We start from the raw sequence: 19,793 nt of genomic DNA on the forward strand, positions 1-19,793 counted from the left end.
ACCTGCGGCCCACCTGACCCACCCCGCCGCCCCCCCGCGCCCAGTGCGCGAAGGCCGCGGGGGAGGAGGCGGCGGCCTCGGCGGTGAGCTGGAGTTCGACCGCCTCGCGGTAGGCCGCGACGCCGTCGGCTGCCGCCCGCGGGGCGGCACCGCCGGGGGCGTCGTCCTGGTAGGCACGGCTGAGCCCCGCCGTGACGAGGCCGAGCGACTGCTCGTCGCAGACCGCGTGGTCCAGCGCGACGGCCAGCACCTCCTCGTCCTGCCCGGGCCCGCGGGCCAGCAGCAGACGCAGCGCGGGGCCGTCGGCGGGCCAGTCGAGCAGGGCGCGGCGCAGGGCCTGGTGGGCGTCGCCGCCCGGCGGCACCGGCACCTCGAGCACCTCGGCCGTGGCCGGTCCCAGCCGCAGCACCGGGGTGCCCCGCACGCTGGTCGGCGTCCCGCGCAGGGCCTCGTGCTCGGCGGCCAGCCGCAGCGCGGTGCGCCGCAGCCGCGCCGGGTCGACGGCGCCGGCCGGGAAGGCGAAGAAGAGCGGGACGACGTCCGGGCGGCCGTGTGGGTCGAGGCGGCGGGTGAGCAGGAAGCGCCGCTGGGCCCCGGTGAGCGGGAGCAGCTCGGCCGACCCCGCCGCGATCGCGTGGAAGCGGGCGAGGTAGGCGGCGGTGATGCTGGTGGCACGGGTGGACACGGGCGGACCTCCGCTGCGGTTCGTCGGGTGGGCGCGGGCCGGTGGGCGCGGCGCCGGGCGGGCGGGCGGGGTTCAGGAGGCGGCGCCGGCGGCGGCCGGGGTCGGCTCGGCGTCGTGCGGGTCGACCGCGCCTTCCGCGGTGGTCGGCAGGTCCCGCAGTCGTCGCAGCGGGGAGAGCAGCAGCGGCAGCGGCACGGTCAGGAAGCCGACGGCGCAGACCCAGAGCGCGGTGCGCGGTCCGGCCGTGGCGGCGACGGCGCCGCCGGCCAGGGCGCCCAGCGGCAGGGTGCCCCAGACCACGAACCGCAGGGTGGCGTTCATCCGCCCCAGCAGCTCGGGCGGGCAGATGACCTGACGGAAGCTCACCTGGGCGATGTTGTAGACCACGGCTCCGAAGAAGACCACCGCCGACCCGGCCGCGAAGAGCGGCGCCCCCACCGCACCCGCCGACAGCGGCCAGAGCAGTGCGAACGGCGAGGTGGCGGCGGCCGAGAGCCAGATCAGCCGGGCCTGGCCGAACCGCCGGGCCAGCGCCCCCGAGCAGAGCGCGCCGGCCAGGCCGCCGACCGCCGAGCAGGACAGCAGCACGCCGATCGCGGCCGGCGACAGGGTGAGCACCCGCACCCAGAAGACCGTTTGGACGGCCATCAGCAGCGCGGTGAAGAAGTTGGAGGCGGCGGTGGCCGTCGCGATCACCCGCAGCAGCGGCTGGCGCAGGACGAACGCGACGCCCTCGGCGATGTCGCCGCGCAGCGAGCGGCCGGCGGCCGCCCGCGGACGCTCCTCACGGGTGCGCACGCCCAGCAGCAGCACGGCGGAGAACAGGTAGCCGAGCGCGTCGGTGACCATCGCCAGCGGCGCCCCGAGCAGCTGGACCAGCGTGCCGCCGAGCCCGGGACCGGCCACCTGCGCGCTGGAACGCACCGTCTCCAGCGCGCCGTTGCCCGCCACCAGGTGGTCGCGGGGCAGCAGGTGCGGCAGGAAGGACTGGTGCGCCACGTCGAAGAAGACCGTGGCCACACCGGTGACCAGGGCCACCAGGTAGAGCTGGGCCATCGTCAGGACGCCGGCGAGCGAGGCGAGGGGGACCGAGCCCACCGCCAGCGCGCGCACCACGTCGGCGCGGATCAGCACCGGCAGGCGGCGCATCCGGTCCACCCAGGCCCCCGCGGGCAGGCCGACCAGCAGGAAGGCGGCGGTCTCCGCGGCGGTGAGCAGGCCCACCTGGAAGGGCGGTGCCTTGAGCCCGATGACGGCCACCAGGGGCAGCGCCACCAGGGTGACCTGGCTGCCGGTCTGGCTCGCGGCGGCCCCGGACAGCAGGAACCGGAAGTCGCGATGGCGCAGTGGCCCTTGGAGTGCGCCTCCTACGAGGCGCCGAGTGACGTTCACCTGTGCGACTGTCGGTCAGGTGTGCCGGGCGCGGCAACTGACCGGAATGATTCCGGACGTCTCCGTGACGGACGCTTCGATTCGATCGCGAAGGCCGATCATTGATCATGGTCATGATGGGCGCAATGCCCGATGGCCTGGAACATCAAGCGCCGCCTGGCCTGCCGGCCGGTCGGGAGGTGTCCACAAACGTGTCCGGATGGCGGATGGGTCCGGACCGTCCACCGGACGTCAATCAGCAAAGATGGCTGGATTCAGTGGACGATTGTTGATGGTTCATCTCCCATTTGATGGAGTGTGATCGCGGGCGCGCGGTACTCCAGGCCGTCGCCGGCGGGGATGGTGACGCTCAGTCAGAGTGGCGGCTCAGCAGCACCGCTGACGTCGGCGACGGGCCGGCGAGGGGGCCGGCGGGGGCCGGTGGGGCCGCCGGATCAGCACACCGGATCATCACAACCGGCCGGATCGGCGCCGGCTCGGCAATGCCTTGGCCGCACCGGGCCGTCGCTCGTCCGGCTGTCACCCGGTACCCGGCCGTCCCGGCCCCGTGCGCCTGCCGGCCTCCGCCCGCTGCGCGGCCCGGCGCGCGCCGCCGGGCAGGACACGCGGTACCCCGAGGGCCCAAGATGGGAACAAGACCGGCAGGTACCCGTCGGCCCGAGTGAGGTGGTGACGGTGGGCACGCCAGGGCCCGCATCCCCGCGGCCCGGACGTGAGGACGCCGAGCCGGGGACCACGGCCGACCTCGACGCGCTGGCGCGGATCCTGCGGGGCGTGCCCGACCGGCTCGACGCGCACCTCGGCGGCGTTTACCTGCTCTCCGAGGACGGGGAACTGCTCGACCTGCTGATGACCCTCGGGGCGGTCCGGCAGTTCACCCGGCCCTGGCAGCGGATGGGCCTGACCGCGCCGATCCCGGTGGCCGACGCGCTGCGCAAGGGCGACGTGGTCTGGATCGGCGGCGCGCAGGAGCTGGCCAGGCGCTACCCGCGGGTTGCCGTCGCCCTGCCGTACGCCTTCAACCTGGTGGCCACGCCCCTCGTCGAGGAGCGGACCACCTACGGCGTGGTCTTCCTGATCTGGCCGGCCGCGCATCCCGCCGAGCTCTCCTCGGGGGAGCGGGCCCGGCTCTCGGAGCTCGCCGCCCAGCTGGCCGCCGTGGTGTCCGGGGCGGCCCGGGCCGGGCGGCCGCTGCGGGCCGGCTCGCGACCTCTGAAGGCGGAGCGGGCCCGCCCGCTGGACCCGCTCGGCGCGATGCTGGACCGGCTGCCGCAGGGCCTGTGCGGCATGGACCTGGACGGCCGGCTGGACGCGGTCACGCCGATCGCCGCCGCCCTGCTGGGGGAGCCGGTGGAGCGCCTGCTGGGCGAGCGGCCCTGGAGCGCGCTGCCCTGGCTGCGCGACCCGGTGTACGAGTTCCACTACCGCGCGGCGGTCTTCAGCGGGGAGGCGACCTCGTTCCTCGCGCTGCGCCCACCGGACCGCTGGCTCACCTTCCACCTGCACCCGGGCGCCGGCGGCCTGAGCGTGCGGATCACGCCCACCGAGGTCGCCCCGCAGGAGGGGGCCGCCGGCGAGCGGCCCGGCCGTCCGGTCGCCGCGCCGCCCGACGGCCAGGTGGCGCACCCGCGGCCCGGCGCGCTCTACCACATCCTGCACCTCGCCAGCGCGCTGACCGAGGCGATCGGGGTGCAGGACGTGGTGACCATGGTGTCCGACCAGATCGTGCCGGCCTTCGGCGGGCAGGCGGTCGCCGTGCTGATGGTCGAGGGCGGCCGGCTGCGCATCGTCGGCCACCGCGGGTACGCCGCCGGGGTGGTCGACCAGTTCGACGGCACCGACCTGAGCGAGCCGACGCCCGGCGTGCAGACCTCCACCAACCCGGTGCCGACCTTCTTCGAGACCCGCGCGGAGCTGGAGCGGCTCTACCCCGACCGGCAGGAGACCCAGGACGGCATGGCCGCCTGGGCCTACCTGCCGCTGGTGAGCTCGGGCCGGCTGATCGGCACCTGCGTGCTGGCCTTCGCCCGCCCGCACCACTTCAGCGTGGAGGAGCGCGCCGTGCTGACCTCGCTCGGCGGCCTGATCGCCCAGGCGCTGGACCGCGCCCGGCTGTACGACACCAAACTCGACCTCGCGCACGGCCTGCAGGACAGCCTGCTGCCGCAGGAACTGCCCGAGGTGCCCGGCCTGCAGACCACCGCCCGCTACCTGCCGTGCACCGAGGGCATGGAGGTCGGCGGCGACTTCTACGACCTGATCCGCGTCGACGAGGACACCGCGGCCATCGTCATCGGCGACATCCAGGGCCACAACGTCAACGCCGCCGCGCTGATGGGCCAGGTCCGCACCGCCGTCCGCGCCTTCGCCACGGTCGACCCCGACCCCGGCGTGGTGCTCGCCCGGACCAACCGCCTGCTGGCCGACCTGGACACCACCCTGATCGCCAGCTGCGCCTACCTCCAGGTCGACCTGCGCCGGCGCGAGGGCAAGCTGGGCGACGCCGGCCACCCGGTGCCGCTGCTGCGCGACCCGCAGGGCCGGGTCCGGCTGCTGGAGCCCTTCAGCGGCCTGGTCTTCAACGTGGAGCGGACCGCCGCCTACCCGCTGACCAAGGTCGACCTGGCGGTCGGCACCACCCTGGTGCTCTACACCGACGGCCTCATCGAGGCGCCCGGCGCCGACCTCGACCGGGCGCTGGCGGGCCTCGCCGACGTGCTGACCCGGCACGGCGGCGAGCCGCTGGAGCAACTGGCCGACGCGCTCGTCGACCAGGCCGTCCAGTCCGAGCACCGCACCGACGACATCGCGCTGCTGCTGGTCCGCTCGGTCCCGCGGTAGCGCCCGGACTCCGTCGGCGGCGGCCCGCGCGGGGGTGTCGGGCCTCTTCTGGCAGGCGGCATCGTCTGCGGGGAGAATGGTGATCACGGGGCTTGCCGGCTGTGCGCGGCCCGGCGGGCGGATCGGCGCGGGCTGCGGCGCGGCAGCCGTCCGGACCGTGCGGCCGCGACCGTGGCCGCCACCGTGGCTGCGACTGCTCCTGCGGCCGTGACCGCGGCGTGGAGCGCGAGCGGGATACGGAGTTGGTATCAGGCGTGAAGCTCTTGGGTGGTCCCGCGCGGTCCGCCGCGCCGCCCGCCCCCGGCCCGGAAGTCGCACCCGGCCCGGGTGCCGGCGGCAAGGGGCTCAAGACCGGTGCCCTGGGCCTGCTCTCCTCGCTGGCCATCGGCCTGTCCTCCACCGCGCCGGCCTACAGCATGGCCGCCACCCTGGGCCTGATCGTGGCCGGCGTGGGCCTGCAGGCCCCGATCATCACCATGCTGGCCTTCATCCCGATGCTGCTGATCGCCTACGCCTACAAGGAGCTCAACGCCAGCGACGCCGACTGCGGGACCACCTTCACCTGGGCGAGCCGCGCCTTCGGCCCGCGGGTCGGCTGGATGGGCGGCTGGGGCATCATCGTGGCCGACGTCATCGTGATGGCCAACCTCGCGGAGATCGCCGGGATCTACGGGTTCCGACTACTCGGCTTCACCTCGCTGGCGCAGGACCGGTTCTGGACCACCGTCGCCGGGGTGCTCTGGATCGTCGTGATGACCGCGATCTGCTACGTCGGCATCGAGGTGTCGGCCGTCGTCCAGCGCTGGCTGGTCGGCATCGAGGTGGCGGTCCTGGTGCTCTTCGCCGTCACCGCGCTGGTCAAGGTCTACACCAGCCACCCCGCCACCGCGATCCACGTCTCCGGCTCCTGGTTCAACCCCTTCGACGTGCCCTCGGCGCGGGCCCTGACCGCTGGCGTGCTGGCCGCCGTCTTCGTCTACTGGGGCTGGGACACCGCGGTCGCGGTCAACGAGGAGACCGCCGACAGCCGGCGCACCCCCGGGCGGGCGGCGGTGCTCTCCACCGTGCTGCTGCTGGTCATCTACGGCCTGGTCTCCACCTCCGCCCAGGCGTTCGGCGGGATCGGCACCAGCGGCATCGGCCTGGGCAACACCGAGAACTCCGGGGACGTGCTCTCGGGGCTGGGCAACGCGGCCTTCGGCAGCCAGGGCCTGGGCTGGTTCCTCACCAAACTGCTGATCTTCACGGTGCTGACCTCCGCGGTCGCCTCCACCCAGACCACGATCCTGCCGCTGGCCCGCACGGTCTTCTCGATGGCAGCCCACAAGGCCGTCCCCTCGCACTTCGCCCGGCTGCACCGCAGGTACCTCACGCCCACCTGGTCCACCGTCGGCATGGGCCTGGTCTCCATCGGCTTCCTGGTCCTGCTGACCGCCGTCAGCCACAACATCCTGGCCGACTCGATCGACTCGGTGGGCCTGGCGATCGCGTTCTACTACGGCCTCACCGGCTTCGCCTGCGCCTGGTACTACCGCAAGGTGCTCACCCGCAGCCCCCGGGACCTGCTCTTCAAGGGGCTGTTGCCGGGCCTGGGCGGCCTGATGATGCTCTTCCTCTTCTGCTACGCCGCCTTCGACGTCTACGCCGACCCCGACTACGGCGCCACCGCCATCACGCTGCCCCTCATCGGTCGCACCGGCGGGGTGACCGTCATGGGCCTGGGCGCGCTGCTGCTCGGCGTGGTGCTGATGCTGATCGTCACCCGGGAGCACACCGCGGCGCTGCGGCTGCAGCGGAGCCTGCTGCCGCAGAGCCTGCCGCCGCGCACCGCGGTCGAGCTGGCCAGCCGGTACCTGCCCGCCGACAGCCGCTCGGGGGTGGGCGGCGACTGGTTCGACGTGATCCCGCTGTCCGGCGCGCGGGTGGGCCTGGTCGTCGGCGACGTGCTGGGCCACGGCCTGCAGGCCGCCGCCACCATGGGACGGCTGCGCACCAGCGTGCGCGTGCTGGCCCGCCTGGACCTCGCCCCCGAGGAACTGCTGGCGCACCTGGACGACGCCGTCGGGCAGGCCGGCGAGGAGGCGGCCGGCGCCCGCGCGGGCGGGGGTCAGGACGAGGCGCTCGGGGTGACCTGCCTGTACGCGGTGTACGACCCGGTCTCCGGCCGGTGCAGCATGGCCGGCGCCGGCCACCCCGCGCCCGCCGTGGTCAGCGCGCAGGACGGCGTGGTGCGCTACCCGCAGCTCCCGGCCGGGCCGCCCCTGGGGCAGGGCGGCCGACCGTTCCGCAGCGTGGAGCTGGAGCTGCCGGCGGGCAGCCTGCTCGCGCTCTTCACCGACGGGTTCGTCCAGGGCGCCGACCACGAGCGGGCCGGCGCGGGGCTCGACCTGCTGGCCGGCGTGCTGGCCCGGCCGGACCGCCCGATGGAGGAGCTGTGCGACCACGCCGTGGCGACGCTGCTGCCGGGCCCGGTGGACGACGACGCGGCGCTGCTGCTGGTGCGCACCCGCCGGCTCGGCGCGCACCAGGTCGCCGACTGGGAGCTGGCCGCCGACCCGGCGACGGTCGCCTACGCCCGCCGCGCGACCACCGCACAGCTGCGTGACTGGGGGCTGGAGGAGCTGTCGTTCACCACCGAGCTGATCGTCAGCGAGCTGGTCACCAACGCGATCCGCTACGCCGGCGGGACGATCCGGGTCCGGCTCATCCGGGACCGGAGCCTGGGCTGCGAGGTCTCCGACAGCGGACACACCTCGCCGCACCTGCGGCACGCCGGCGGCGACGACGAGGGCGGCCGCGGCCTCTTCATCATCGCCCAGATGACCCAGCGCTGGGGGACCCGCTACTCGTCCGCCGGCAAGACCATCTGGACCGAGCAGGAACTGCCGGGCACGCCGGTCGCCGACGCGTCCGAGTGACGGCGCCCGGATGACCGGGCCCGGGCACGACCGAGCCCGGGCACGACCGAGCCCCCGCGTCCGCCGGTGGCGGGTACGGGGGCTCGGGTGGGTTCGGACCTACTCCGTGGTGCTACTGGAGCGCGATGGAGCTCCAGTCCCAGTTGGCGTTCGCGGGCACCGTGTAGCTGCCGGTGAACGCCTGGATGAGGCCGCCTGCGTCGGCGAGACCGGTGTACATGGCGATGGAGCCGTCGCCGTGGTGGTACATCATGGCGAGGTCGCTGCGCCCGTCGCCGTTGAAGTCGCCGGAGATCAGCTTCATGGAGGCGAAGTCCCAGTTGCCGTTGACGGGAACGGTGTAACCGACGTTGTAGGCGCCGAAGTTGCCGGCGGTGTCGGTGAGGGAGGTGTAGAAGCCGATCTGCCCGTTGGAGTGACGGTAGGCCATCGCGACGCCGGAGCGGCCGGAGCCGTTGAAGTCGCCGGCGAGCAACTGGATGGAGTTCCAGTCCCAGTTGGCGCTGGCGGGCACGGTGTAGCTGCCGGTGAACGCCTGGATGAGACCGTTGCCGTCGGCCAGGCCGGTGTACATGGCGAAGGAGTTGTCGCCGTGGTGGTACATCATGGCGAGGTCGCTGCGTCCGTCGCCGTTGAAGTCGCCGGCGACGAGCTTGAGCGAGTTCCAGTCCCAGTTTCCGGCGGGCACCGAGTAACCGAGGTTGAAGGCGCCGAAGTTGCCGGCGGTGTCGGTGAGGGAGGTGTAGAAGCCGATCTCCCCGCTCGTGCGGTGGTAGGCCATGACGACGCCGGAGCGGCCGGAGCCGTTGAAGTCGCCGGCGAACAGCTGGATGGCGTTCCAGTCCCAGTTGGCGCTGGCGGGCACGGTGTAGCTGCCGGTGAACGCCTGGATGAGACCGTTGCCGTCGGCCAGGCCGGTGTACATGCCGATCGAGCCGTCGGAGTGGCGGTACATCATGGCGAGGTCGCTGCGTCCGTCGCCGTTGAAGTCGCCGGAGACGAACTTGAGCGAGTTCCAGTCCCAGTTGCCGTTGACGGGAACGGTGTAACCGACGTTGTAGGCGCCGAAGTTGCCGGCGGTGTCGGTGAGGGAGGTGTAGAAGCCGATCTGCCCGTTGGAGTGACGGTAGGCCATCGCGGCACCCGCGCGGCCGGAGCCGTTGAAGTCGCCCGGGGTCTGCTGGCTCCGCGGGGTGTTGGCGGTGATCCAGGCGGCGATGTTGTCGACGCGGGCGTCGGTGACCTGGTTGGAGCTCGACGACTCGCTCAGGCAGCCGGCCTGGCCGGAGAGGCTCTGGACGCCGGTGAGGGTGATCGCGCCGTTGGCGTCGGTGGTGAACGCGGGACCGCCGGCGTCGCCCTTGCAGACCGTGCCGGTGGCGGGGGTCGCGGTGAGCGTGGTGTCGGCGACGGCGGTGACGGTGGTGGCGCCGACGTGGGCCGTGGCCGGGACCCAGGCGGTGGCGGTGCGTCCGAAGCCGCCGTCCTGCAGGGACTGGCCGACGGTCGCGGCGGTGCTGCCGATCCCGGCCGGGGTGACGCCGACGATCGGGGCGGAGAGCCGGGCCAGCACCAGGTCACGGTCGGTGCGGGGCACCAGGGTGGTCACCGTGCGGGTGTTGCCGCCGACGACGACCGTGGCCGCGTGGGCCGGCGGACCGGCGGTCAGCGTGGGGTTGGCGGGGTCGTCGGCGAAGCAACTGGCGGCCGACAGCACCCACTGGGTGGCGATCAGCGTGCCGGTGCAGGCCCGCGATCCGGGGTGGCCGGGCTGGCCGATGGTGACGGTGCCGATCGCCGGGGTGGCGTTGGTGGGGGCCGTGACGGCCGGTCCGTCGGTGGCGTTGAGCTCCAGCAGCGTGGTCGCGCCGCTGGTGTTGCCCTCGCCGACCGGGGTCCAGGTGTTCTTCGGGACGTCGACGCTGGAGACGGTGCCCGCCGTGTTCAGCGTGGCCTTGATCGCGTGGTCGTCGCCCTTGATGTTGTAGACCTGCGGGATCTCCAGCGACAGGTAGCCCGTGGGCCCGGTGACCTGGAAACAGACCTCGCTGGGCGTCGCGACGCGGCTGAAGAGCTGCACCAGGTTCGACCCCGAGGCGCAGTCGGCCAGCACGATGTGGCCGTCACCCGACTTCAGGGTGATCCCCCGGTCGGCGAGGATCTGCGCGGCCCCCGGGTAGCTGAAGTCCTCCACGGCGGTGGTGCCGGAGGCCTCGGCGGCGGTGGCCGGCACGGTCGCCGACCAGCCCGCTATCACGGTGGCCGACACGGCGGCGGCCAGCGGCCACGCCAGCTTTCTGCTTACCTGCACGAATATCTCCCCGTATGGAGGCACGCCCGGGGAGACGCCAACGCCCCCCGAGTCAGCTGAATGCAAACGTCGCGGACGCTAGCGGTCACGGTTTGTGTGCGTCAAACCGTAAGGCCGCCCCGCGACGGCCGCTGGTGCCCAACAGGCCGTCAGGGCCTACGCGCAGGGAATTCGGAAGACGATCATGAGCGACGGGGCGGGAGCGGGTCCCGGGGCCGGGTCGCGGACGGGCGGGATGCCGGAGAACCCGCCGACCCGCCCGCGACCTCGGTGCGCCTGGCCCAGGTGCCCCTGACCTCGGTGCACCTGACGGGGAGCACGCTAGTAGGCGTGGTGGACCTGCCAGAACGACCAGGCGTCACAAGGGCTGCCGTAGGTGGCGTTCATGTAGCCCAGGCCCCACTTGATCTGGGTCGCGGGGTTGGTCTGCCAGTCCGATCCGGCCGAGGCCATCTTGGAACCGGGCAGCGCCTGCACCAGGCCGTACGCGCCGGAGGAGGGGTTGCGGGCGGTGATGTTCCAACCGCTCTCGCGCGTGACGATGTTGCTGAAGCACTGGAACTGGGTGCTGTCCATCATCCCGGCCGCGATCGACTGCGGCGAACCCCCGGTGGACGAGCCGGCGGTGGGCGCGGAGTCCGTGGTGGTGGAGAGCTGCGACTTGGCGGCGGCGCGGGCGGCGGCCTGCTGCGCGGCGGCGGCGTCCGCCTTGGCCTTCGCGTCGGCCGCGGCCTTCTGCGCCGCGGCGGCGTCGGCGGCCGCCTTGTCGGCGTCGGCCTTGGCCTGCGCGTCGGCGGCGGCCTTCAGCCGGGCCGCCTCCTGGGCGGCCTTCTGCGCGGCGAGGTCGGCCGACTGCCGCTGAGCAGAGGACTGGACGGCGAAGTTGTCGCTGATGGTCTGCGCCTGGGTGGCTGACGGGACGTCCGCGAGGAGGGTGGCTCCCGCGACGTCGACCGGCTGGGGCGTAGCGCCCTGGCTGCTCGAGGCCACACCCACGACGGCACCGACGGCGGTGACGGCGGTGGCAGAGGCCACGGCAACTCCCCGGACCGAGATCCGAGTCACATGGTTTCCTTCCAGCGTCGACCCCGCGTGACCGTGAGGACGCAACATGCCCCGGTCACTGGCCCCCACCTGTTGCTGGTCACGGGAGGCGCTGGCCCGGCGCCCGAGGGCCGGACTGGCCGGTGCGGGCAGGAAGTTCGGGCGGTGTACGGTCCATCGATATGCAGTTGACGCCCAACACGCGGGCCGTACACAGGGCCTGACAGAGGTTTCACCATGCCGTAACCGGACAGGGGTACGCAATTCCCTGCTGCGTGGCGAAGCTCACACCAGCAGGCCGCAGTTCGACGCCGGCGGGAGGCGGCACGACCGAGCCCCCGTACCCGCCGGGGGTGGGTACGGGGGCTCGGTCGTGTGCGGCCCGGCTACCCGGTCGCCCACTTGAGTTCGACTTCCAGCTCCATCTGACCGTCGCCGACCTCGACCTCGATCTCGATCTGGACTTCGTCGGGGATCCGCAGGCTCAGCCGTCCGGGGCCGAGTTCCAGTTCGACGTTGTTGCCGTGCCGCAACGCGTCCGCGAGTGCGGAGAGTTGGTCGGCGGCCTCAAGACGTGACAGCGAGCGCTTCTGCTCGAATTCGAGGTCCTTCACGGGTGCCTCCAAGCCGGTCGGTGCGGCGGGTGCGTTCCATTCTGGTCCCGCGCAGCGGGCCGGGCATCCGGTGGCGCCGGTGGGTGGCGGCGGGCGGTGGTGGGCCTGCGGCGGGTTGCGACGGGTTGCGACGGGTCACGCGGGTCCCGGCTCCGGCCGAGTGAAGGCCAGTGCGAGGACCGCCCGCCAGTCCGGCGGCGGGGCGACGGTCGGCGGTCCCGGCCGCCCTCGCGGGACCAGGACCCGCAGCGCGTGCGGGCGGATGGCGCAGATCACGGGCGCCGGCAGGGTGAGCGCCTCGCCGTCCAGGGCGACCGGGATCCGTCCGGTGTCCGATCCGATGCTGATCCGGGAGCAGGTCAGCACGGTGAGGCTCGCCGCGCCGGCGCCGCGCAGCGCGATGTCGGCGGCCTGGGCCGCGTTGGCCACCCGGATGCCGACGACGCCCAGCACGCCGAGGTCGAGCCGGGGTCGGCGGCCGCCCACGGCCGTCGGCTCCGGAGCGGCGTAGGGGTTGTTGCTGACCAGCAGGGCCTGCTGGGACTCGAGCCGGGTGTCGTCCGTCTGCGCGTACAGCGGGTGCCCGGCGTATCCGAGCAGCAGGTCGGGCAGTGCCTCCAGCGCCGACCCCGCCTTGGCGTCGCGGTACTCGGGGCGCTGCACGATCTCCGCGTAGACGCCGAAGGAGGCCGTGTTGACGAAGGGCAGCCCGCCCACCGTGCCGAGGTCGACCAGGAGTTCCTCGCCGTCGGTCAGCGCCTCCAGGCAGCGGGCCGGATCCTCCCGGTCCAGGCCGAGGTCCATGGCGAAGTGGTTGCGGGTGCCGGCGCTGATCACGAGGAACGGCAGGCCGTGCTCGGCCGCGACCTCGGCCACCCGGGCCTGGGTGCCGTCACCGCCCGCGACCCCCAGCAGGTCCGCACCCTCGGCCACCGCCTGCCGGGCGAGCGCGGCCACGTCCGTGGTGACCGACGGGTCCAGGAGCACCACCCGGGCGCCCAGTGCCTCCGCCTTCTCGACCAGGGCGAACCGGCCGACCTTGCCGCCACCGGACTTCGGGTTCATGATCAGCACCGGACGCCGGGGGAGGGCGCGGGCCACCGCCCGCATGCCGTGCGGCCGTCGGATCTGGCGCAGGGCCTTCCGCGCGCACAGGATGGCGGCTCCCCACAGCGCGATCGCGGCCAGCGCCGCCGGCCACACGCCCGCCCGGGTGTAGAGGACCAGCACGGCCACCGGCGCGCCGACCACGAGCAGCACCCCGGCCCACCGCACGACCCCGTGATGGGCCAGCGCCCACCAGGTACCCGCCGCCGCGAGGGCCGCGCCGACCACGCCGGCGACGAGGATGAGCAGCCCGCCGGGCCCGCTCGCGGCGAGCAGTGCCGCCACCGCGCCCAGCGTGCACGCCAGGGCCAGCCTGGCCCACCGGCGAGCGCGCGCCGTCACGCCGGAACCGGGCGACATGGTCCTCACGTCCTTCGGCCGGTTCTGCCGCCGGCAGGCCGACTGTGGCGGGGAACGGGGTTCCCCTGCGCCGAATCCCCGTCCATCGACCTTAGGAACATTCCGGCCCGCGTGCATCCGCATGCCGCTCCCGTCGGGGTGGCGGCGGCACCGTCCCGGCTTGACCGGCGCACTGGTTAGGTGCCATATTACTTTCATGGCACCGCACGAACCCGATCAGGGCGCTCCCACGCTCGACCAGGCGCAGCGACAGATCGCCCGCTACGGCCTCACGGCCGACCCGCAGGCGTTCCTGGTCGCGGCGCGCCTGATGGCGGCGGGCGCCCGGCTCGGCCAGGCCGGGGAGGCGCACTTCGCCCGCTTCGGCCTGTCCACCGGCCGCTACCGGCTGTTGGCCGACCTGGAGGACCAGGACGGCGAGAAGTCGCCTTCCCAGCTGGCCGCCAGCCTCGGGGTCTCGCGGGCGACCGTGACCGGTCTGGTCGACGGGCTCGCCCGTGAGGGGCTGGTCGCCCGCCGGCCGTCCACCGAGGACGGCCGGGGCAGCGTGGTGATCCTCACCGCGCGCGGCGCCGAACGGCTGCGCGACCTGGCACCCGAGCACTTCGCCCGGATGCAGGCGATGGTCGGCCGGCTCTCGGTCGAGGAGCGCACGGTCTTCCTGGACCTGCTGGCCCGCCTGGTCGAGGGGATGGACGCCCTGACCGCCGACTAGCGTCGGGCTTTGTCCTTGGGGCGGTCGATCCCGGCCCCCTACCGATACCGATCCCGACGGCGGGCCGCCCGCGCGCTTCACCTCGCTGGCAGTCCGCCTTTTTCACAGCCATATAGTTAGGCGCCTAAGCATCAGGCCTGGGTGCCGCACGGATTGCCGGGGAGATCCCATGCCCAAGAAGCCCAGAACCGCCGCCGCACAGCGCTTCGTGCTGTGGCGCGAGGTGCTCGTCGCCTACCTCATGCCCGCCGCGATGGCCGGCGCCGGCGGGCTCGCCACCGGCCGGTCGGAGCTGCTGATCGCGGCCCTCACGACGATCGCCGGGACCTCGGCGGTGGTGGCCGCCCTGGTCGGCGCCCGCCTGCGCCGGCGCCCGGACCACTCCTGGACGGTCCGGGTCCCGCGCGTGCTGCTGGCCGCCGGCCTCGGGGTCGGCGCCGCCGCGCTCGCGCTGGGGGCCGGCTGGGCGGGCGCGCGCTGGCTGCCGCGCGTCCCGGCGCTGGCCGGCAGCCCCTGGCCCGGTCGGCTCCAGCTCGACCTCCCGATCTCCGCCGCGATCGCCGCGACCGTGATCGCCTGGCGCTGGCGCGGCACCCGCCCGCCCCGCCGCCCGCAGCACTGACCACCCGGCTCCCCCTCCCCGGCCATCCCGCACCCCATCTCGCGCCCCATGTCGAACCACATCCCGAACCACACCCCGCACTGCATCCCGCACTGCATCCCGAAAGGCAGACGACATGATCGTCATCATGGGCGCCACCGGCGCCACCGGCGGCGCCACCCTCCGCAGCCTCGCGGACCTCGGCGTGCCGAGCCGCGTGCTGAGCCGCGATCCGGCCCGGCTCGCCGCGAGCCTGGACGACCGCACCCGCGCCCTGGTCGAGGTGGTGCCCGCCGACGCGGGCGACCCGGCCTCGCTGCGCCGGGCGTTCAAGGGCGCGAGCCAGCTGCTCCTCACCATGGCCAACGGTCCCCGGCAGGTCGAGTACGAGCTGAGCGCCCTCGAGCTGGCGGAGCTCAGCGGCATCGGACACGTCGTCAAGATCTCCGCTCCGGCCGCCGAGCCCGACTCGCCCGTCGCGATCTCGCGCGGTCACCACCGGATCGAGGAGCGACTGCGGGTCGCCGGCCTCACCGCGACCGTCCTGCGGCCCTACGCGTTCATGCAGAAGCTGCTGCTCCTGGCGCCCGGCATAGCGGCGGCCGGTCTGGTGCACGGTGCGATGGGCCAGGCGCCGTGCAACTACGTGGACTGCCGGGACATCGGCGACGTGGCGGCCGCCGTCCTCACCCGCCCGGAGATCGCCGGCGGGACGTACCACCTCACCGGCGGCCGGGCCTACTCCCACGGCGAGCTCGCGGAGTTGCTGACCGACCTGCTCGGCCGTCCGGTCCGCTACCTCGACCTCACCCCCGCCCAGTTCCACGCCCACCTGGTCGAGCGGGCCGGGATGCCCGACTGGCTGGCCGCCCACGTGGTGGAGATCCAGCAGCTCGCGACCCTCCGCCCGGAGGCGCCCGACGACATCGCCGCCCGCCTGACCGGCCGCCCGCCCAGGACCCTGGAGGCCTTCCTGCGCGAGCACCTGCACCTCTTCCAGCTGGCCGGTGGGGGCGCACGGTTCCGGCCAATCGACGCCTGATTCACCATGGCTAATGACAACTCGCCCCATGGCTGCTGAAATTAACCCGGGCGCCCCTTGCGGGGCCAGGCCCGACAACTGACCGACGGCCAGGAACCGTTCAGGTCAGGTGGGGGAGCGGGAGCGGGACGGTCCACGGGGCCGTCCCGCTCCCGCTTCTCCGCGTGCCCCTCGCCGATGAATCCGGGGCAGGGGCGCTCCGTCACTTCCGTGCTTCGACGATCGGCTGTGCTTCAGCACCTGGCGGGCGGAGCGTTCAGCGACGGAGCTGGCATGATCGCCGGGTGACAGATGTTCGCTTGCCTGCGTTCCGGGGATCGGTGCGGCTTCGCCGCTGGGGTGGTTGCTGATGGCTTGGTGGTTCCGTCGACGGTCGGAGCCGGACGACGAGGTGGTGTCGGTCCGACTGCCGGCCGGCCACGAGGTCGAGCTGCCGCCCGACGAGGAGTTGGCCGAACTGACGGCCTGGGCGGAGCAGGGCGACGACGTGGCGATGGGCAACCTGGCGGTGGTCCTGCGCCGGCAGGGCGACCGGGCGGGTGCGCTGCACTGGTGGGGCCAGGCCTGGGAGGCCGGGAACGTGGTGGCCGGCTTCAACCTGGGGATGCAGCACGCGGTCGCCGGTGACGCGAACCGCGCGCAGGTGATCTGGGAGAAGGTCGCGGCGCTCGGCGATCCGGACGCCATGCTGGGCCTGGTCAAGCAGGCACTCGACCGCGGTGATGCGGCGGGTGTGGAACGCTGGGCGCCGGTGATCCTCGCGCAGGACGAGGCGTTCCCGATCACCGCCCTGGGCGTGGCCTTCCGGGACCGCGGCGACCCGGCACGGGCCGTGCAGGCGTTCCTGCGCGCCGAGGAACTGGGCGACGGGTATGCGATGGAGTACCGAGCCCGGATCCTGGCGGCCCAGGGGCAGCACGAGGAGGCCGAGGCACTGCGCGCACGGGCGGCGACGGCTGAGCGGATGCTCTGATGTCGGGGCCCTCGGCAGCGCCTGAGCTCCAGTGTTCGGCGGTCACGGCGGTCACGGCGGCGAGGTCCTTTCCCCGGGGGAGGGCGTGCCCACCAGCGGTCCGTCCGGCCGGGGGTGGGGAACGCGGATACGCTGAACGAGGGGGATCGGGGCCGCTGGCGGCGGGGGCGAGGTCGGCCGGGCCGTTGCGGAGGTGAGAGGTGCCCGCAGAGACGAAGCCGTGGTGGCGGCGTGGCGGCCGGTCGATGGCGGCGGCCACGGTCACGGCCGTGCGGCGCCTTCCCTTCACCGTCGGCACCTGCGCGGTGCTGCTGCTGGTCGGGCTGGCGGTCGGTGGGCTGTGGAACGCGCTCTCCGGCCGGTCGTGGTACCCGAACGTGGCGTACGGCCTGCCGTCGTTCGAGGCGGGGCGCTGGTGGACGCTGGTCACCGGGCCGTTCCTGTGCGCGACGCCGCTCGACTACCTCCCGGTGCTCATCGGGGTGGTCCTGCTCGTCGGGCTGGCGGAGGCGCGGCTCGGGCTCCGCTGGACCGCGGTGGTGACCGTGGCCGGCCAGCTCGGCGCCGTCCTGCTGGCGGCCCTGCTGCTGTACCTGCTGCGCGGCACGGGCTGGGACTGGGCGCGTGAGCAGTCCCACGTGATCGACGTCGGACTCTCGGCCGGGATCCTCTGCGCGGGTGCGATGGCCTCGGCCACCCTGCCCTCCCCGTGGCGTCAGCGGTTACGACTGGGCCTGCTCGCCTACATCGGCGTCTCGCTGCTCTACGTCGGCAAGCTGGACGACCTGGAGCACGCGCTGGCGGTGACCGGCGGCCTGGTGGCGAGCCACTGGCTGACCGTGCCCGGAGCCGCACCCACCTCCGGCCGCCTCAGCCGGCGCGAATGGCGGCTGCTGGCGGTGGCGGGACTGGCCCTGATCGCGGCGATCCTGGTGGTGGTCCGGCTGGCGCCGAGCACCGGTCCGCTCGGGAACACCCACGGGCTGGGCGGTTCGGCCTGGCAGTTGCTGGTCTCGGTGCTGCTCATCGCGCTGCTGGTCAACGGGCTGCGCGGCGGGCGCCGCCTCGCCTGGCGCTGCACCGTCCTGCTCTGCCTGCTGAACGCGCTGCTGGGCCTGTTCGTCGCGGTCGTCTACGTGATCGGCAAGGCGCTCGACCAGGAGGTCACGGTCACCGGCGCCGCGGTCTTCGTGCCCACCGCGGTCCTCTGGACCGCCGAACTCGTCGTGCTGCTCGCCGGCCGGGAGGCGTTCCAGGCGCGGCGGCCGGGCCGGAGCCCGAAGCGCAGTGCGCCAGCGCCAGCGGCAGCGGGGGGGGGGGGGGGGGGGGGGGGGGGGGGGGGCGGGGGGCGGGGGGGCGGGGGGGGGCCCGGCCCGGGCCGCCGCCCCGCCCCCGGAGGAGCGGGCGGCCGACCTGCTGGTGCGCCAAGGCGGCGGGAACCTGTCCTGGATGACCACCTGGCCGGACAACTCCTACTTCTTCCCCGCGGACGACGGCGCGAGCTACCTCGCCTACCGGGTGCACGCCGGCGTGGCGGTCGCGCTCGGCGACCCGGTGGGCGCGGCCGGCGCCCGGTCCGGGACGATCACGCGCTTCGCGGAGATGTGCGACCACGCGGGGCTGGTCCCGTGCCTCTTCTCGGCCACCGCCGAGGCGGCCGGGGCCACCGACGCGCTGGGCTGGCGCTCGGTGCAGGTGGCCGAGGACACCGTGATCGACCTGCCGGACCTGGAGTTCCGCGGCAAGGCGTGGCAGGACGTGCGCACCGCGCTGAACCGGGCCAAGAAGGACGGCGTCGAGTACCGCCTGGTCGTCCTCGCCGAGCAGCCCCGCCAGATCCTCTCCCAGGTCCGGGGCATCTCGGAGGAGTGGGTCGGCGACAAGGGCCTGCCGGAGATGGGCTTCACGCTCGGTGGCGTGGAGGAGGCGCTGGACCCCCGGATGCGGGTCGGCCTGGCCGTGGACGGCGACAGCCACCTCTACGGCGTGACCTCCTGGATGCCGGTGTACGGCGTGGACGGGTCGCCGGACGGCTGGACGCTGGACATGATGCGCCGTCGGGACGGGTTCCGGCCGGTGGTCGAGTTCATGATCGCCTCCAGCTGCCTGGCTCTGCGCGAGGACGGCGCGCGGTTCCTCTCCCTGTCCGGCGCCCCGCTCGCGCGCACCGGCTCCGCCGAGGCGCCCTCCGTGCTGGACCGCATCCTCGACCAGCTGGGCGGCGCGATGGAGCCGTACTACGGGTTTCGTTCGCTGCACGCGTTCAAGACGAAGTTCCAGCCGCGCTACGAACCGATGTACCTGCTCTACCGCGACGAGGCCGACCTACCGCGGATCGGCCTGTCCCTGCTGCGCTGCTACCTGCCCTCCGCCACGGTGCGCGACCTGCTCCGGGTGCCCGCGCTGCGGGCCTGACGGGACGAGGCGACCGTGCGCCAGGAGGCCGTCCAGATCGAGATCATCATCAACGCGCCGGGCCACGGCATCGGGCTCTGGATGCTCGGCGCCTTCGTGCTCACCTTCCTGGTCACCCGCATGGTCACCCGGCTGATCCGGGCCGGCCGCGGACCGTTCCGCAACGTCGAGGTCGGCGGCACCCACGTGCACCACCAGGTGTACGGCATCCTGGCGATGGTGGTGGCCGGCGCGATCGAGTTCACCTACCGCCCGGGCAGCCCCGGCGCGCAGATCCTGGCCGTGCTCTTCGGCGCGGGCGCCGCGCTCACGCTGGACGAGTTCGCGCTCTGGCTGCACCTGAAGGACGTCTACTGGGCGCGCGAGGGCCGCAAGTCGGTCGACGCGGCGTTCCTGGCGGGCGGCGTCGGCCTGCTGCTGGTCGCCGGCTTCAACCCGTTCTCCGACACCGGCGCGGGCACCGCCGACCACCTGGTCTTCGCCGGCCTGTTGCTGGTCAACATGGTGCTCTGCGTGGGGGCGATCCTCAAGGGCAAGACGGCCATGGGCGTGATCGGGCTGCTGGTCCCGTTCGTCGCGCTGGTCGCCTGCCTGCGACTGGCCAAACCGTCCTCCCCGTGGGCCCGTTGGCGCTACCCGCCGGACTCGCGCAAGGCCGAGCGGGCACAGCGCCGCTACCCGCCCGACCGCCGGACCCGGCTCGACGCCCTCAAGGACATGGTCGGCGGGACACCCCACCACTGAGGACGCCCGCACCGCCGAGGACGCCCCACCA

At 73.8% G+C, this 19,793-nt stretch carries 13 protein-coding genes and 1 pseudogene; 8 read left to right on the top strand and 6 right to left on the bottom strand.

Features of this window, described 5'->3' with window-relative positions; genetic code table 11:
• Both ABD323_RS10980 and ABD323_RS10985 read right to left on the bottom strand, forming a co-directional pair.
• Positions 1–685 (bottom strand): annotated as a pseudogene (locus ABD323_RS10980) (non-ribosomal peptide synthetase); the annotation flags it as partial.
• 72 nt (positions 686–757) lie between these two features.
• On the bottom strand, positions 758–2,077 hold the full coding sequence (locus tag ABD323_RS10985; RefSeq protein ID WP_344441131.1) for an MFS transporter: 1,320 nt from the start codon (positions 2,075–2,077) through the stop codon (positions 758–760).
• 675 nt (positions 2,078–2,752) lie between these two features.
• Between ABD323_RS10985 and ABD323_RS10990 the strand changes: the two genes are divergently transcribed.
• Positions 2,753–4,918: a SpoIIE family protein phosphatase gene (locus ABD323_RS10990; protein ID WP_344441132.1), complete on the top strand. Its 2,166-nt coding sequence runs from the start codon at positions 2,753–2,755 to the stop codon at positions 4,916–4,918.
• A gap of 254 nt (positions 4,919–5,172) precedes the next feature.
• Entirely contained in the window at positions 5,173–7,836 is a 2,664-nt protein-coding gene (locus ABD323_RS10995; RefSeq protein WP_344441133.1) for an amino acid permease, read from the top strand.
• Between the two features lie 112 nt (positions 7,837–7,948).
• Here ABD323_RS10995 and ABD323_RS11000 read toward each other — a convergent pair whose 3' ends face one another.
• The 4 genes from ABD323_RS11000 to ABD323_RS11015 all read right to left on the bottom strand — a co-directional run bounded on the left by ABD323_RS11000 (position 7,949) and on the right by ABD323_RS11015 (position 13,272).
• Positions 7,949–10,147 carry a trypsin-like serine protease gene (locus ABD323_RS11000; RefSeq protein WP_344441135.1) on the bottom strand — a complete coding sequence of 733 codons (2,199 nt, stop codon included), beginning with the start codon at positions 10,145–10,147 and terminating at the stop codon, positions 7,949–7,951.
• 321 nt (positions 10,148–10,468) lie between these two features.
• Complete coding sequence (locus tag ABD323_RS11005; RefSeq protein ID WP_344441136.1) at positions 10,469–11,212, bottom strand: aggregation-promoting factor C-terminal-like domain-containing protein; 744 nt, start codon at positions 11,210–11,212, stop codon at positions 10,469–10,471.
• 365 nt (positions 11,213–11,577) lie between these two features.
• The gene (locus tag ABD323_RS11010; protein WP_344441137.1) at positions 11,578–11,805 is read right to left on the bottom strand and encodes an amphi-Trp domain-containing protein; all 228 of its coding nucleotides are present in this window, start codon (positions 11,803–11,805) and stop codon (positions 11,578–11,580) included.
• Between the two features lie 135 nt (positions 11,806–11,940).
• Positions 11,941–13,272, bottom strand: coding sequence for a diacylglycerol/lipid kinase family protein (locus ABD323_RS11015; RefSeq protein ID WP_344441138.1), 1,332 nt, complete (start codon positions 13,270–13,272; stop codon positions 11,941–11,943).
• Positions 13,273–13,468: 196 nt separating this feature from the next.
• Here ABD323_RS11015 and ABD323_RS11020 point away from each other — a divergent pair, with 196 nt between their 5' ends.
• The 6 genes from ABD323_RS11020 to ABD323_RS11045 all read left to right on the top strand — a co-directional run bounded on the left by ABD323_RS11020 (position 13,469) and on the right by ABD323_RS11045 (position 19,762).
• A complete protein-coding gene (locus ABD323_RS11020; protein WP_344441139.1) occupies positions 13,469–13,987 on the top strand; it encodes a MarR family winged helix-turn-helix transcriptional regulator in 519 nt (172 codons plus the stop codon).
• A gap of 169 nt (positions 13,988–14,156) precedes the next feature.
• Positions 14,157–14,609 carry a hypothetical protein gene (locus ABD323_RS11025; protein ID WP_344441140.1) on the top strand — a complete coding sequence of 151 codons (453 nt, stop codon included), beginning with the start codon at positions 14,157–14,159 and terminating at the stop codon, positions 14,607–14,609.
• Between the two features lie 115 nt (positions 14,610–14,724).
• A complete protein-coding gene (locus ABD323_RS11030) occupies positions 14,725–15,630 on the top strand; it encodes an NmrA family NAD(P)-binding protein (RefSeq protein WP_344441141.1) in 906 nt (301 codons plus the stop codon).
• A gap of 349 nt (positions 15,631–15,979) precedes the next feature.
• On the top strand, positions 15,980–16,603 hold the full coding sequence (locus ABD323_RS11035) for a tetratricopeptide repeat protein (protein WP_344441142.1): 624 nt from the start codon (positions 15,980–15,982) through the stop codon (positions 16,601–16,603).
• A 1,419-nt stretch (positions 16,604–18,022) separates the two neighbouring features.
• A complete protein-coding gene (locus ABD323_RS11040) occupies positions 18,023–19,018 on the top strand; it encodes a bifunctional lysylphosphatidylglycerol flippase/synthetase MprF (protein ID WP_344441143.1) in 996 nt (331 codons plus the stop codon).
• Between the two features lie 15 nt (positions 19,019–19,033).
• Positions 19,034–19,762: a hypothetical protein gene (locus ABD323_RS11045; protein ID WP_344441144.1), complete on the top strand. Its 729-nt coding sequence runs from the start codon at positions 19,034–19,036 to the stop codon at positions 19,760–19,762.
• Positions 19,763–19,793 lie beyond the last annotated feature (31 nt).

It is taken from the genome of Kitasatospora nipponensis (assembly GCF_039528135.1).
Taxonomy (GTDB): domain Bacteria; phylum Actinomycetota; class Actinomycetes; order Streptomycetales; family Streptomycetaceae; genus Kitasatospora; species Kitasatospora nipponensis.

Bases quoted from the DNA above. Each gene is read 5' to 3' on its own strand.
- ABD323_RS11035 (WP_344441142.1), top strand. From the start codon at position 15,980: ATGGCTTGGTGGTTCCGTCGACGGTCGGAGCCGGACGACGAGGTGGTG.
- ABD323_RS11020 (WP_344441139.1), top strand. From the start codon at position 13,469: ATGGCACCGCACGAACCCGATCAGGGCGCTCCCACGCTCGACCAGGCG.
- ABD323_RS11015 (WP_344441138.1), bottom strand. From the start codon at position 13,272: ATGTCGCCCGGTTCCGGCGTGACGGCGCGCGCTCGCCGGTGGGCCAGG.
- ABD323_RS11025 (WP_344441140.1), top strand. From the start codon at position 14,157: ATGCCCAAGAAGCCCAGAACCGCCGCCGCACAGCGCTTCGTGCTGTGG.
- ABD323_RS11030 (WP_344441141.1), top strand. From the start codon at position 14,725: ATGATCGTCATCATGGGCGCCACCGGCGCCACCGGCGGCGCCACCCTC.